14 protein-coding genes are annotated in these 13620 nt (G+C 47.3%); 3 read left to right on the top strand and 11 right to left on the bottom strand.

The features are described from left to right. Positions 1-55: 55 nt before the first annotated feature. Together N774_RS0110725 and N774_RS0110730 are read right to left on the bottom strand one after the other, a co-directional pair. Complete coding sequence (locus tag N774_RS0110725; RefSeq protein ID WP_024861250.1) at positions 56-682, bottom strand: response regulator transcription factor; 627 nt, start codon at positions 680-682, stop codon at positions 56-58. Positions 683-834: 152 nt separating this feature from the next. Continuing rightward, on the bottom strand, positions 835-1899 hold the full coding sequence (locus N774_RS0110730; protein ID WP_242836611.1) for a sensor histidine kinase: 1065 nt from the start codon (positions 1897-1899) through the stop codon (positions 835-837). A 377-nt stretch (positions 1900-2276) separates the two neighbouring features. Here N774_RS0110730 and N774_RS0110735 point away from each other — a divergent pair, with 377 nt between their 5' ends. Further along, positions 2277-2642, top strand: a complete 366-nt coding sequence (locus N774_RS0110735) for a hypothetical protein (RefSeq protein WP_024861252.1) — start codon at positions 2277-2279, stop codon at positions 2640-2642. A gap of 292 nt (positions 2643-2934) precedes the next feature. Here N774_RS0110735 and N774_RS0110740 read toward each other — a convergent pair whose 3' ends face one another. The 3 genes from N774_RS0110740 to N774_RS0110750 all read right to left on the bottom strand — a co-directional run bounded on the left by N774_RS0110740 (position 2935) and on the right by N774_RS0110750 (position 6488). Further along, complete coding sequence (locus N774_RS0110740) at positions 2935-4290, bottom strand: Sapep family Mn(2+)-dependent dipeptidase (RefSeq protein ID WP_024861253.1); 1356 nt, start codon at positions 4288-4290, stop codon at positions 2935-2937. 167 nt (positions 4291-4457) lie between these two features. After that, complete coding sequence (locus tag N774_RS0110745; protein ID WP_024861254.1) at positions 4458-5588, bottom strand: ABC transporter ATP-binding protein; 1131 nt, start codon at positions 5586-5588, stop codon at positions 4458-4460. Between the two features lie 114 nt (positions 5589-5702). Further along, the gene (locus N774_RS0110750) at positions 5703-6488 is read right to left on the bottom strand and encodes a pseudouridine synthase (RefSeq protein WP_024861255.1); all 786 of its coding nucleotides are present in this window, start codon (positions 6486-6488) and stop codon (positions 5703-5705) included. A gap of 78 nt (positions 6489-6566) precedes the next feature. On the opposite strand from N774_RS0110750, the gene N774_RS0110755 reads away from it, so the two are divergent. Continuing rightward, positions 6567-6965, top strand: coding sequence for a DUF4830 domain-containing protein (locus N774_RS0110755; RefSeq protein WP_024861256.1), 399 nt, complete (start codon positions 6567-6569; stop codon positions 6963-6965). A 2-nt stretch (positions 6966-6967) separates the two neighbouring features. On the opposite strand, the gene N774_RS18310 is transcribed toward N774_RS0110755, so the two are convergent. The 3 genes from N774_RS18310 to N774_RS0110770 are packed head-to-tail and all read right to left on the bottom strand — an operon-like array spanning position 6968 to position 8663. Continuing rightward, positions 6968-7366, bottom strand: coding sequence for a hypothetical protein (locus N774_RS18310; protein WP_024861257.1), 399 nt, complete (start codon positions 7364-7366; stop codon positions 6968-6970). Between the two features lie 20 nt (positions 7367-7386). Then, positions 7387-7863: a transcriptional regulator NrdR gene (nrdR, locus tag N774_RS0110765; protein ID WP_024861258.1), complete on the bottom strand. Its 477-nt coding sequence runs from the start codon at positions 7861-7863 to the stop codon at positions 7387-7389. Further along, on the bottom strand, positions 7860-8663 hold the full coding sequence (locus tag N774_RS0110770) for a sugar phosphate isomerase/epimerase family protein (RefSeq protein ID WP_024861259.1): 804 nt from the start codon (positions 8661-8663) through the stop codon (positions 7860-7862). The genes nrdR and N774_RS0110770 overlap by 4 nt, the downstream gene beginning before the upstream one ends. A gap of 233 nt (positions 8664-8896) precedes the next feature. Here N774_RS0110770 and N774_RS0110775 point away from each other — a divergent pair, with 233 nt between their 5' ends. Next, a complete protein-coding gene (locus tag N774_RS0110775; RefSeq protein WP_024861260.1) occupies positions 8897-9511 on the top strand; it encodes a manganese efflux pump in 615 nt (204 codons plus the stop codon). Positions 9512-9513: 2 nt separating this feature from the next. On the opposite strand, the gene N774_RS0110780 is transcribed toward N774_RS0110775, so the two are convergent. From N774_RS0110780 to N774_RS0110790, 3 genes are read right to left on the bottom strand one after another with little or no spacing between them, the layout of a single operon-like run. After that, positions 9514-10311 carry a metallophosphoesterase gene (locus N774_RS0110780; protein ID WP_024861261.1) on the bottom strand — a complete coding sequence of 266 codons (798 nt, stop codon included), beginning with the start codon at positions 10309-10311 and terminating at the stop codon, positions 9514-9516. 23 nt (positions 10312-10334) lie between these two features. Next, the gene (gene gyrA, locus N774_RS0110785; RefSeq protein ID WP_024861262.1) at positions 10335-12965 is read right to left on the bottom strand and encodes a DNA gyrase subunit A; all 2631 of its coding nucleotides are present in this window, start codon (positions 12963-12965) and stop codon (positions 10335-10337) included. A 47-nt stretch (positions 12966-13012) separates the two neighbouring features. Next, a complete protein-coding gene (locus tag N774_RS0110790) occupies positions 13013-13618 on the bottom strand; it encodes a hypothetical protein (protein ID WP_024861263.1) in 606 nt (201 codons plus the stop codon). Between the last annotated feature and the right edge of the window lie 2 nt (positions 13619-13620).

Consider the following 13620-nt stretch of genomic DNA (forward strand, 5'->3'; position numbering starts at 1 on the left):
ACCACCTCATAAAAAACAGCGAAGAATTGATCTTCGCTGTTTTTTTATATAAGGTTCAAGACTTTACTTCCGTGTAATAATATACTGCAAGCTGAGTTCTGTCGCGGAGCTCCAGCTTGTCGAGGAGATTGCTTATATAATTTCGGATAGTGCCCTCGCCGAGAAATATCTTCTCGGATATTTCCTTGTTGCTGAGCCCAAGAGCCACAAGCTCCATTATCTCCCGCTCCTTGTCGCTTATGCCGTGAGCTGCAAAGTCGAACTTCTTCTTGGGTACGACCAGCTCGGGGAGCTTTGTGATTATCTTGTCGCCGAATATGCTCTGTCCGCGCATTACCGCGTCAAGGGCAGGAGCTATGCCGTCGAAGTCCTGCTTTAATATGTAGCCCTTTGCCCCCATATTCAGCGCCTTTACTATGTATTCATCATCGGAAAAGGTAGTGAGATAGAGTATCTTCGCCTCGGGAGCTTCTTTCAGTATGATCTCGCCTGCTTCAATGCCCGTCATGCCGTCCATACGGATATCCATGAGCATAATATCGGGACAGTGCTGACGGTAGAGCTCTATAGCTTCCTCGCCGCTTGAACCCATGGCGGCAACTGTGACCTTTCCCGTACTTTCCAGTATTGTTTTCAGCGACAGCGCTACAAGCTTGTCGTCGTCTATTACTACTATGTTCATAATAACTCCTTTATTGCGCATTCGCGCAAAAGTTAACAGTTGAGAATTGAGAGTTGAGAGTTGTGGAGTCGCCTGCGGCGACATTATTTAAATAATGTGAGCAAAGCGAACTCATTAACTCTAAACTCTCCACTCTCAACTCTAAACTAATATTACTTGGGTATGGATACAAATATCTTGAACCCCTCCGCTGAGGTGGTAAAGCTTATCCTGCCTTTCAGCGCTTCAACTCGGTCACGCATATTCTTCAAGCCTATGCCGCTTTCCTTTATCTCGGAGCAGCTGCCGTTGTCCTCCAGCATGAGCTGATAGAACCCGGGGTGCTCGCGGACTATAATGCTTATCTTATCTCCCGTGGAGTGCTTCACCGCGTTGGAAAGCCCCTCCTTTATGACGCCTATCATGCAGAGCTTCACATTGCCTGCCATACTCTCGCTTACGTCGCAGTCCAGCGTTACGCTGAACCTGCTGTCAACAGTGCTTATGCTGTCCTCGATGACCTTTTTCAGGTCTATGGAGTCATCGTGGAGATCGTGAACGCTCTCGCGGATACTGGTCATGGCGCTGTCGAGGGTAGTTTTCAGGCTTTCCAGCGGCTCGCGGAGCTGCTCGTCCTTGTTGATGATGAGGAGCGCTCCCGACTGGAGCAGCGAACGCGTCAGCATATGCCCCACATTGTCGTGTATCTCACGGGCGATGCGGTTTCGCTCCTTTAGTGTGGCAAGGTGTATCTCGTTATCCTGCGCCTGCGCAAGGCGGAGATTCTGTTCGGCAAGCTGTCTGTTCTTTCCCGCTATCTCGTCACGGAGCAGCGTCAGCTTGGTGACGGTCTGTTCAAGTCCCGACACACGAAGATATATTATCACAGTAACTGCAATAGCCGCAATTATCATAATTATCTGCAATACCTTTATTTCGCCGAGTTTTCCGAATACCAAAACGGCAGGCATTACCAGCCACCATTTTTTCTCCCATAGGGCATCGTAAAGCATAAGGGGCAGCATGCACAAGAAAAGCGGAAATGCTCCGCAGAGCATCGAACAGGCGGCAATAATAACAGAAGCTGCCGTTCTGCCCGTCAGGAGCTGTGCAGCCGCAGAAGCCGTAACTGCCGCAAGAGTCAGTATAACAGGCTCAATGAAGCTGTCGCTCAGAGTCAGGCTCATCATGCACATGACAAGGATAGCTATCTTGTCTATAAGTCTGTTCAATCTCACACCACCTTTCCGCCGAAATGTTTTGTGTAATTTCACTTACAATTATTATATCATATTTTTCCCGTTAAATCAATGTTTGCGAAGAAATATCACTCTGTGAGCATAATACTGATATAGCGCAGATACAGAGCAATATAGTCCTAATTATATTTCACAGACGGGTGGAAAAGTTTTCAACACGGTGTTGAATAGAGTGTGGATTCATATGTTCTATTGTTGAAAACTCTGTTGAAAGGGTGGAAAACAACGTAAAATACACTTTCTGGAAGCAGTAAAAAGTTGAAAAGCCTGTGGATAATCAGGGAAAATGAGTAAACAATAAAAACACGCTGTGGAAAACGAATCAACAGCGATACCATGTAAAGGATATGATTTGTATGAAAAAGGTTTTAGCAATATGCTCCATATTTTTTACGGTTTGTGCAACTCTTACAGGCTGCGGAGACAATAACGACGGCCATTACACCGACGACGGAAACGGCGCAGTTATCGAAGACAGCACAACTGAAAAAAGATACGAGAGCACTACCGAGCCAACCAGAACCAATACCGTTAAGGACCGCGTTGACGACGCTGCTGACGGTATAGGCGACGCAGGCAAGGATATTGTGGGCGGTGCAGGTGATGCAGGGAAGGACATCATCGACGGCGCTCAGGACGCCGTGGACGACGTTATAGACGGTCTTGACGGCGATAAAGAGGATAACACCAAAGTCACAACAACCGATAAAGCGGACAGATAAACAAAGGCGGACTTAATGTCCGCCTTTTCTGAGCCGTTAGCCTTGTAGGGGCTGCCTTTGGCGGCCCGTCTTAATTTCATAGAAACCTGCGGACGCCCCTACAGCGCGGAGCCCGCGCCGCCTAACCACGTTATCACTCGCAAGCTCGTTCACTCTCATCAAAACCGTTAATCTGCTTTCGCTTACGGCGCTATTATGTAAAATGAACGCCGCCCCTACATGATGTTACATGAACGTTGAGTGCGGACGACCAGTGGTCGTCCCTACATTCTCAATTCTAAATTCTAAATTCTCAATTCTCAATTAATAAAGCTTGCATGGCTTCCGCCATTATTTCCGCGTTTTTCAGCAGATTCTCCACGGTTATGAACTCGTCGGGACAGTGCATATGACCGTCCTCATTGGGGAACTCCGCACCGAAAGCTACTCCGCCATCTATTTCGTGTACATAAGTGCCGCCGCCGATAGCGATACAGCGTCCCTTATTACCCGTGACCCTCTCATAGGTTTTCAACAATGTTTGCACAAATGTTGAATTCTCGTCAGTGCAGTGAGGCTCCACACCCTCGCAGGAGTCTATCTCAAAGCCCGCATCACGGAGTTTTCCGCATATCATCGCGCTTATCTCAGCCTTTGTGCGGTCAAGTGGGAAGCGTATGTCGATACCGCCGCAAAGTCTGCCGTTTTTGGTATTCAGCATGGACAGCACACAGGTCATATCTCCTGATATATCGTCGCGGAAGCCCAGTCCGCAGCTCTTGCCGTTAAACTCGCCGTGAGGGAAGAGCTTTCTCAGCTCGTCTATAGGCTCACAGGCAACTATCCTCGACTCAAGGAACTTCGTTATAGCATTTTCGCCCTTTTCGGGAGTTGAAGCATGAGCGGAAATACCGTTTATGGTATCAATATGAGTCTGCTTCTCGGTTATTTTGGTGGTTTTTCCCGTTTTTGAATCGAAAATGACTCCGCAGCCCCTTTTCGGATCAAATGTTGAAGTTATCCTGCACTCTGACGGGACAGCATTTATAACTGTACCTGCCTTGATTTCAACAGGCATAGACCAGTAAGTTGAAAAGTACACCCTCAGCATACCCTTTTCGGCGTTTATAAGGGGGTACTCGCCGTCGGGAGTGAACACCATTGGCGGCAAATCACGCTTTTTGCGGTAGTAGGCAAGGTCAGCGGAGCCGTTCTCCTCATTGGTGCCGAAGATAAGGCGTATGCCCTTTTTCAGGGGCAGTCCCAGCTCCTTTACGGCTCTTGCGGCAAAGAGAGCCGCAACGGCAGGTCCCTTATCGTCGATAGCGCCTCTGCCTACAAGCTTGTCGGTGTCGGGCTCATATCGCAGTACATAGGGGTCTGTTGTCCAGCCCGTACCAACGGGGACAACGTCCAAGTGAGTGAGCACTGCCAGCTCAGCAGGCATATCGTTTATATCCGCCGAGCCTGCGTAGTTATCCACATTCTCCACGGTAAAACCATACTCCTCACACTTTTTCAGCATAGTTTCCAGAGCTCTTGCAGGCTCTCTGCCGAATGGACAGCCCTCCTCTGCCTCGCCCTGAACGCTGGGTATTGCCACTAATTCAGCAAGGAAATCTATCATTTCCTGCTTGTGGGCTTCAAGATAATCTCTGATCTTACTCATGATAATCTCCTATAAATTTGCAAATAGTTATCGGGCGGCGGAACGCCGCCCCTAAACAGTGATATAACACAAAAAACCGCAGTATATCTACTGCGGTGATTTGCGTGTACACAACGTCTTGCGGCGCTGTGTACCAAGAAAGAAAGGATAAATATGAAAAGAATTAATCAGTTAACAATTGCCTTCTCAGTTTCCTTATCGAAGATATGGATTCTGTTAGGATCGATAGCTACCTTGATGTCATCTCCGGGTCTTGCTGTAGATCTTGGGCTAACTCTTGCTGTAAGCGGGATACCCTCACAGAGGAGATAGAGGTAAGTCTCAGCACCCATCATTTCTGTAATTTCAACGTTAGTGTCGATAACACCTGTGGAAGCATTTGAAAGGTACATTTCCTCGTCGTGGATAGACTCAGGACGTACACCGAGAATGATCTCCTTGCCAACGTAAGCAGCGAGATCCTCGTTGACCTTTGACTCGGGAACGATGATCTGGTATCTGTTGCCTCTGCCGTTTGTTGCGCCGAATTCAACTATATACTGACCGTACTCTTCCTTGAGCTCTGCGTCGATGAAGTTCATCTGAGGTGAGCCGAGGAAGCCTGCAACGAACTTGTTTACAGGGTTCTCGTAGAGGTTCTGAGGTGTATCGATCTGCTGAACGAAACCGTCCTTCATACAAACGATTCTGTCACCCATTGTCATAGCCTCTGTCTGGTCATGAGTTACGTAGATAAATGTAGTACCCAGCTTCTTGTGGATCTTAGCGATCTCGGTTCTCATCTGAGCACGGAGCTTAGCGTCGAGGTTTGAGAGAGGCTCGTCGAGAAGGAATACCTTAGGTGAACGTACTATAGCACGGCCGAGGGCAACTCTCTGTCTCTGACCACCTGACATAGCCTTAGGCTTTCTGTCGAGAAGGTGTGTAAGGTCGAGGATCTTTGCAGCCTCGTTAACCTTTCTCTCGATCTCGTCCTTAGGAACCTTACGGAGCTTAAGACCGAAAGCCATGTTCTCAAATACTGTCATATGAGGGTAAAGAGCATAGTTCTGGAAAACCATTGCGATATCTCTGTCCTTTGGAGCGATATCATTAACGAGTCTGTCGCCTATATAAAGCTCGCCTTCTGAGATCTCCTCGAGACCAGCGATCATTCTGAGGGTAGTTGACTTTCCGCATCCGGAAGGTCCAACGAGAACGATAAACTCCTTATCTCTTATCTCTAAATTAACATCTGAAACAGCAACCACGCCGCCCGGATATTTCTTATAAATGTTTTTAAGTGTTAAGCCTGCCATTTTTAATCCTGTCCTCCAGTTAAAATTTTGTGCCGATATATTTTTTTCCACTATCAGCTATGATAATATGATACCATACTTTCCAAATAATTTCAAGTTGCTAAATTGCCAAAGTTACAAATAGTTGTTTATTAGATTTGCCGAAAAAACAGGGAAAAATTGACTGTAAAAAAGGTCAAAATCCTGTGGTTTGAACAAGTTTTCAACATCTTTGTGCAATAATTCCATACACTCTCCGATTGCCAGTTTTTCGGGCAAAATCAAAGCTCCCAGCGAAACGCGTGCCAGTCTTTCTACGTGATTGCCCACGGCAGCGAACATTCTTTTAACTTGGTGATATTTTCCTTCACAAATTTCTATCATTGCCAGTTTATCGCTGTTTTCCGCCGATTTTACGCGTGCGGGCAGACAAGTCTCCCCATCGGCGAGTTTAATGCCCTCGGCAAATTTGTTAATATAATTATTCTCAAATGGTCTGGCAAGTTTCACAATATATATTTTGGTTATTTTTCGGCGTGGTGACAATATTTGGTGAGCCAGCTCGCCGTCGTCTGTGATAAGCAGAGCGCCCGTACTGTCCTTGTCAAGTCTGCCTGCGGGGAACATGCCCTTTGTCCGCATTTCCTGCGGTATGAGCTTCAATACTGTCTCCCCGTCCTTGTCATCGGTAGAGCACACATAGCCCTGTGGCTTGTTCAGCAGTATGTACCTGTACCGCGAGCTTTTCAGCTCCTGTCCGCACACATTTACCGCAGCTGTATCGCTGTCTATTTTTGTGTCAGAGCGTTTCACAGCTGTGCCGTCAACGGTTATCTTTCCTTTTGCGGCAAGCTCCTTTATCTGACTTCTGGAGTACTCCGTGCGCTCGGATATGAATTTATCAAGTCTTATCTGCGCCATTGCGGCTCCTTTCGGTATAATGTACAAACATGGGTGAATAAGATTTACTGTAGAATGGACCTGTACAGGAGTGATCACATGAGAAAAACTATATTTATAGCGGCTGCATTTGCACTTGCGGCGTGCAGCGAAAAAGGCGAAACCACGGTATCCGCAGTACCTGCCGAAAATGCATCTCAGCGTATGGGCTACTTTGCCTCTCACGGCTGGGAGGTAGAGGAAATATCCGAGAAGACCGTGACTATACCCGAGAGCTTTTCCGATGTCTATGAGAAATACGCAGTCATGCAGGATAAACAGGGACTTCCTCTGCGCAGATACGCAGGCAGAAACGCAAGGCTTTTCGTCTATGAGATAAAAAATTACAGCCCCGAAAACAAAAAAATGCTTGCAGAGCTTCTCGTATGTGACAATACTGCCGTTGCCTCAATGGTATACAGTGAGGACAGCGGCAGTATAAGATTACCTGTAAGCTGATATCAGAATACGTTGAGAAGGCTTCCTACGAAAGGTATTCTGTAAGCCTTTCCCTTGATAGCACCGTAAATGAATGCGAAATCTATTCCGAGAATAACAAATGGCCAGAGTATTCTGAATACTACGCCAAAGATAGGGATAAGACCAAGTATTGTAAATATAATGCCAAGTACAATAGCTACGATAAGCCATGTAAGAGACTGATTTGCATGGAACTTGCAGTATGTTGAGTTTCCGTCGATACAGATCGGCAGAAAGAAAAGAATTGGAAGAAGATATGCGATAGCTGCAATTGCTGAATTCTTCTTGACCTCAGCCTCTGCAAATGTTCTCTCGGTGTTGATGTCGTTGAAATTCTCAAGGAAATTGTCCAGTCCGTTTGGTGTGCCGTTGTTACTCATGGTAAAACCCTCCATAAATTTTATATTTCGGAATTATCTTCCGTTTTTTGCTCTTTTCCGTCAAATTCGCTTATAGCAGCTACAAAGCTGTCGATATCGGTAAAGTCCTTGTATACCGAAGCGAATCTTATATAGGATATGGGATCTATCTCCCGCAGTCTGTCAAGCACCAGCTCGCCGATCTCGGTGGATCTGGCAACTGTCCTGAGAGCATTCGCGTAGTAGTTCTCCACATAATTTGCTATTTCCGTGACCTTCTCAGCCGAGACAGGTCGCTTTTTTATTGCCGAGACTATGCCGTTTATGAGCTTTGCCTTGTCAAAGAGCTGGACGCTTCCGTCCCTCTTTTCCACCATAAGCAGGGGGACCTCCACAGCTTCATAGGTGGTGAATCTCTCTCCGCATCTGACACATTCTCGTCTGCGCCTTGTCTTGTCATCGACAGGGCGTGAATCTATTACCTTTAAATCTTCATATCCGCAGTATGGACACTTCATAAGCTCTGCTCCCTGCCGTAAGGTTCAGTCATCCTGCTGAGCTTGTTATAGCTGGATATCAGGTCGCTTATACCCGAAAAACCGCTTCTGTAAAGCTCTAAGACAACGCTGCAATCAGGATTGTATACCGCAAGCTTTTCAAAGAACTGCTTAAAGTTGAATCGTCCCCTGCCTATGAGGAGGCAGTCGCCCATTTCTCCCGAATCGCTTATGTGGACATGACATATCTTGTCTCCCACCACGTCAAGGAACTTCATGGGGCTCTCGTTTGAGCGGACAGCCTGTTTTGTATCAAGCACAAAGGCAAATTCGCTGCCAAGCATATTCTTTATATCCTTTATGAATGACGCAGAGGCGCTTTTGCAGCGGGAAACGTTCTCCACTGCCACCGTGACACCAAACTCCTTACCCAGTCTGAAAAGCCTTGAATACCTTTCGCAGTAGAGCTCGGGAGTACATATTGAGGAGGGCTTGCCGCCGTGAAAAACAAAAATATCAGCTCCAACGATATTCATAAAACGGAAGTAAAGCTTGTAATATTCAAGCATATCGTCAATTCTTCTCTCGTACTCCGAAAAGAACATCTGCGGCTCTATTTCGCAGGTAAACGGATGTACTGAGGGGCATTTAACGTCGAATCTTTTCATAAGGTTCGCAACGCCGTGAGCGAAGCTCTTTTTCAGCTCGGAATGAGTATTTATGAACAGCTCAACGGTGGAAACGCCGTTGACAGCAAGTTCATAAAGGGCTTCTTCAATGGGCTTGGGATACAGGCAAGCTGTAGAAACACCTGCTATCAAAATTATCCCTCCCAACAATATAACGATACACTTTTATTATACCATATTCAGGTAAAAAGTCAATAAAAAATAATAATTTTGCTAAGCAAAATTATTATTTTTAGTGAATAGTCAGCAGAGAGTAGCGAGTAGTAAAAAATACATATCCAACTCTCTACTCACTACTTTCTATTAACTACTTTCTACTCACTACTTACTGATCAGGCGCATATGATACTGCGGAGGTGTTTATTTTGCTGAAAGAATTTTTTCTCGCATTCATCGTCAGTATCGACATATATCTTGCGGCAGCTGCCTGCTGCAACAGCGGCGTGAAGATACCCCTGAGCTCCGCACTCATAATAGATATGTTCTCGGCTGCCGTTTTATTTATTTCCGTTACCCTTTCAGATATTATTTCGGGCTTTATTACGTCCCATACTGTCCACGTCATCGGTACGGCTTTCCTTATCACCATAGGCTCGCTGAATATCGCAAAAAGCATACTGCGCAGCATTATACGGCGTATCTCCGAAAAGGACGGTATTTCCGTAAAAATGGGCGAGCTATCCGTATTCGTCAAGCTCTGTCTGGACGATTCCGCAGTTGATATGGACAGCTCCAAGGTGCTGTCCATGGGTGAAGCTGCCGTCCTTGCCATTGCAGGCTCTCTTGACGCTGCCGCAACGGGTCTGAGCTGCGGCGGTACGAATATATCCGCCGCAGGTGCAGCCGCAGCCGTATTCATCTGCGGAGCTGCCGCGCTGATACTCGGCTCTCTCACGGGCAGAAAAATATCCTCCCTGAACCACGACTTCTCGTGGACGGGAGGACTGTTTCTCATTATTTTTGCCGTAGTTTCGGCATAAAGCTATATTTCGTACACCACTATCTCGGGAGGACAGAAAAGCCTCAGCTTTCCCAGACCTGCCGACACAAGCAGCTTTTTTCCGCCGAAGTCATAGACTCCCTTGGCATTTTTCGGGAAGAAGCTGCGCTCGGGAGACAGCATTGCCACGCCGAAAAGACGCACTATGCCGCCGTGAACATGACCGCTGAATGTGTACTTTGCGCCCCATTCCGCATAGGCTTCGCCGAAAAAGGGATTGTGGGCAATGAGCAGCACCTCGCCCTCGGGACACTTTCCCAGAAGCTTGTTCAGCTCCCCCACATCAATGATGTCAAGGTCACGGTAGCCGCCGTCTTTCTTGTAAACGCCGTAGTTTTCAAGGAGCCCGAATATTTTCAGCTCCCTGCCGCGGATATTCACGGTGGTACTGCTGTTTTTCAGCATTATCTGGTCATTCCGCGCAAACATTTCTTCAAGCTTGTCGCGCATTTCAATATATATGCTCTGCTCATGGTTTCCGTATATCATATACACTGGAGCTATATTGCACAGCTCCCTCAGCGTCGCCTCGGCATTGCTGAGACCCTTGACGGACCTTGATACAAGGTCGCCGCTGAATATGATTATATCGGGCTTTTCTGCTCTTACCTTACGGCATAAGCGGGAGTTTTCCTTACCGAACGTTCTCTTGTGGAGGTCGGAAAGATGTACTATCCTTATGCCGATTCCCAGCTTTTCACGCCTTATATTCAGCATGAAAAAGTTCTCGAACAGGGCATAGAGCAGAAATATCGTTACTGCAAGTAAAAAGTATATCAATGTGTTTTCCTTATGCGGGAGTATTATTCCTCGTTATCGTCGTCCTCGGGAGCTGATTCGTCGATCACTTCGTTCTGCTCCTCAAGTGCAGCCTCGGCTTCTGCTTCCTTCAGCTGCTCCTCTGTGAGCTGCTCCACCTTTTCGGTCTCGGCATTGTCGTCGTGCTCGGCACGGGTGAATGCAACTACATTAGCACCCTCATTGACTCTCATTACGCGTACGCCCTTTGCGATACGTCCCATGATACGGATATCGCTGGCGAGTATTCTGATGATGATACCGTCGCTTGATACGAGAATGATATCGTCCTCCTCGTCAACTATCTTGATGCCGCATACCTTTCCGCGGATATCGTCTGTCTTGTAGTTGGTAAGTCCGAAGCCGCCGCGGTTCTGGATACGGTAGCTGTCAAGGTCTGTCTTCTTGCCGTAGCCGTTCTCGGTAACGGTAAGGAGAGAAGCTCCCTCACGTACTCTTGCCATACTTACAACATAGTCGCCGTCGCGGAGCTTGATTGCTCTTACGCCGTGAGCTGAACGTGAAAGGGCTCTTATCTTGCTCTCTTCAAGGCGGATAGCCATACCGTTGCGTGTAGCAACGAAGAGCTGAGCATTGCCGTCAGTCATACGAACTCCCTCTATCTCGTCGCCCTCGTCAAGTCCTATAGCGATAAGACCGTTCTTGCGGACGTTCTTGTAGAGTGAGAGGTTAGTTCTCTTGATCTTGCCGTTCTTTGTGACCATAGTGATGAACTTGTCATCGTTGAAGTCTGTGGTCTTTATCATAGCTGCTATCTTCTCATTTTCGGTGAGCGGCAGCAGATTTATGAGATTGAAGCCTCTCGAAGCCTTTGAGCCATCGGGAACTTCATAGCATTTCAGCTTGTACATGATACCCTTGTTGGATATGAACAGGATATTGTCGTGAGAGCCGCAGATGAACATCTCCTCCACGAAGTCCTCCTCACGCTGCTTCATACCTGTGATACCGCGTCCGCCGCGGTGCTGTGTCTTGTACTCTGTCAGCGGCATACGCTTGATGTAGCCGTTGTTTGTGAGAGTAACAACGCAGTCCTCCTCGGGGATAAGATCCTCGATATCAACTTCACCGCTTACATTCTCGATGTCGGTGCGGCGCTTATCGCTGAACTTCTTGCGGATAGCGTTAAGATCTTCCATAATGATCTGATATACGCGTTTCACGTCTGCAAGGATATCCTCAAAGTCTGATATCTTGGTGAGGAGAGCATAGAGCTCGTCGGTTATCTTCTGTCTTTCCAGACCTGTCAGCTGTCCGAGACGCATCTGGACGATAGCCTCAGCCTGTTCCTGTGAAAGACCTGTCTGAGCCTCGATGTGAAGTCCTGTGAGGTCGTACTGTGCGCGGTCAAGGAGAGCTGACATATCAACGTCCTTGAAGCGCTCTATCATGCGTTCCTTAGCCTCCTGAACGGTAGCGCTGGAACGGATTATGTCGATTACCTCGTCAATATAGTCTGCTGCAAGCACGAAGCCCTGCAAGATATGAGCTCTTTCAAGAGCCTTGCGGAGATCGAAGCGTGTTCTTCTCTGTATTACGTCAACTTGGAAGTCGAGGTAGTGCTGGAGCATCTGCTTCAAGGTGAGTATCTTGGGCTCGTTGTTTACCAGAGCCAGCATGATGATACCTACTGTGTCCTGAAGCTGTGTAAGCGCAAAGAGCTTGTTGAGGACGATATTTGGTACAGCGTCCTTCTTCAGCTCGATAACTACTCTCATACCCTCCTTGTCGGACTCGTCGCGGAGGTCATAAAGTCCCTCGATACGCTTGTCTCTTGCAAGCTGACTTATGCTCTTGAGGAGTCTCTCCTTACGGAGCATATAGGGTATCTCGTCAATGATGATGCAGTTTCTGCCCTTTATCTCCTCAAAGTGAGTACGGCTGCGGAGTATTATCTTGCCCTTTCCTGTTGCATAGGCTGCGCGTATACCCGCTCTGCCCATGATTATGCCGCCCGTCGGGAAGTCAGGTCCCTGAATGTGCTCCATGAGCTGTTCAAGGGTGCAGTCGGGATCATCGATAAGGAGCTGCAGCGCGTCGATTACCTCGCCGAGATTGTGGGGAGGTATATTTGTAGCCATACCAACAGCGATACCTACAGAGCCGTTTACCAGAAGATTTGGGAAACGTGAGGGAAGTACGGCAGGCTCTTTGAGACGGTCATCGTAGTTAGGTACGAAATCAACAGTTTCCTTGTTGATGTCGGTGAGCATCTCTAAAGTGAGCTTAGCCATTTTAGCCTCGGTATAACGGTAAGCCGCAGGACCATCGCCGTCTATGGAACCGAAGTTTCCGTGACCGTCAACGAGCTTATATCTCATAGAGAAGTCCTGTGCAAGTCTTACCAGTGCGTCATATACCGACGCGTCACCGTGTGGGTGATATCGTCCCAGAACCGCACCGACGGTATCGGCACATTTACGGTAGGGCTTCTCGGGAGTAAGTCCGTTTTCATGGAGCGTGTACAGTATTCTTCTGTGTACAGGCTTCAGACCGTCTCTTACATCGGGGAGCGCTCTGGAAACAATTACCGACATGGCATAATTGAGCATGGAATTTTCCATTTCGTCAACTATCTCGGTATTTATTACCTTTGAGTTGTCTGTGTAAAGCATTTTTTCCTCCTGAGAGAATTGAATTTATTTTGAAATGGGGTTATCTGCTATTTTATATCTCTGACTATTTTCAGCTCTGATTCCGAAAAACCGTCCTTTGGGAGTATATAGAACATTTCCTTTCCTGCAAGCATGAGAAAGAATCTGTCATACTCCATGAGCTGAAATCCGTCGTCTATATTTATCCTTGTCTTTTCGGGAAGAGGATCTGTCTCCGTGATATCATCGGCTTTTTCTTCTTCACTTTCGCCGTCCTCTTTTGTTTCGGCAGCTTCGGCGATATCGCTTAGGTCGTCGGAAACTGTGGATATATCCACGAACTTTTCTCCCACGCCTATCTTGTAGACAGGCTCGCCAAGAGCTCTTACGGAGTCCGTAAGATTGCGGCGCATTTTACGGGGATTGTACCACTCGCGGAATGCGAACACGCATGCTGCTACAAATGCAAGGTACATGATGTACTTCTGCTTTTTTGAAGCGTCATGCATTGCAAGTATGCCGAATACTATGAGCGCAACGGCAATGACTGAAAATACCGCCATGTAAATATAGCTTTTGGGATAAACGTATTTTTTCTGGAATTCAAGGTATGCGTCGCGGAATGTATCCGCAGGCACCTTGTATTCCTTTTCAAGCTTGTAATTTTCTTCCATTG

This window comes from Ruminococcus flavefaciens AE3010, from assembly GCF_000526795.1.
GTDB classification, from domain to species: Bacteria; Bacillota; Clostridia; order Oscillospirales; family Ruminococcaceae; genus Ruminococcus; species Ruminococcus flavefaciens_D.

Bases quoted from the DNA above. Each gene is read 5' to 3' on its own strand.
- N774_RS0110755 (WP_024861256.1), top strand. From the start codon at position 6,567: ATGAGAAAAACTATATTTATAGCGGCTGCATTTGCACTTGCGGCGTGC.
- nrdR (WP_024861258.1), bottom strand. From the start codon at position 7,863: ATGAAGTGTCCATACTGCGGATATGAAGATTTAAAGGTAATAGATTCA.
- N774_RS0110750 (WP_024861255.1), bottom strand. From the start codon at position 6,488: ATGGCGCAGATAAGACTTGATAAATTCATATCCGAGCGCACGGAGTAC.
- N774_RS0110735 (WP_024861252.1), top strand. From the start codon at position 2,277: ATGAAAAAGGTTTTAGCAATATGCTCCATATTTTTTACGGTTTGTGCA.
- N774_RS0110745 (WP_024861254.1), bottom strand. From the start codon at position 5,588: ATGGCAGGCTTAACACTTAAAAACATTTATAAGAAATATCCGGGCGGC.
- N774_RS0110740 (WP_024861253.1), bottom strand. From the start codon at position 4,290: ATGAGTAAGATCAGAGATTATCTTGAAGCCCACAAGCAGGAAATGATA.
- N774_RS0110790 (WP_024861263.1), bottom strand. From the start codon at position 13,618: ATGGAAGAAAATTACAAGCTTGAAAAGGAATACAAGGTGCCTGCGGAT.
- N774_RS0110725 (WP_024861250.1), bottom strand. From the start codon at position 682: ATGAACATAGTAGTAATAGACGACGACAAGCTTGTAGCGCTGTCGCTG.
- gyrA (WP_024861262.1), bottom strand. From the start codon at position 12,965: ATGCTTTACACAGACAACTCAAAGGTAATAAATACCGAGATAGTTGAC.
- N774_RS18310 (WP_024861257.1), bottom strand. From the start codon at position 7,366: ATGAGTAACAACGGCACACCAAACGGACTGGACAATTTCCTTGAGAAT.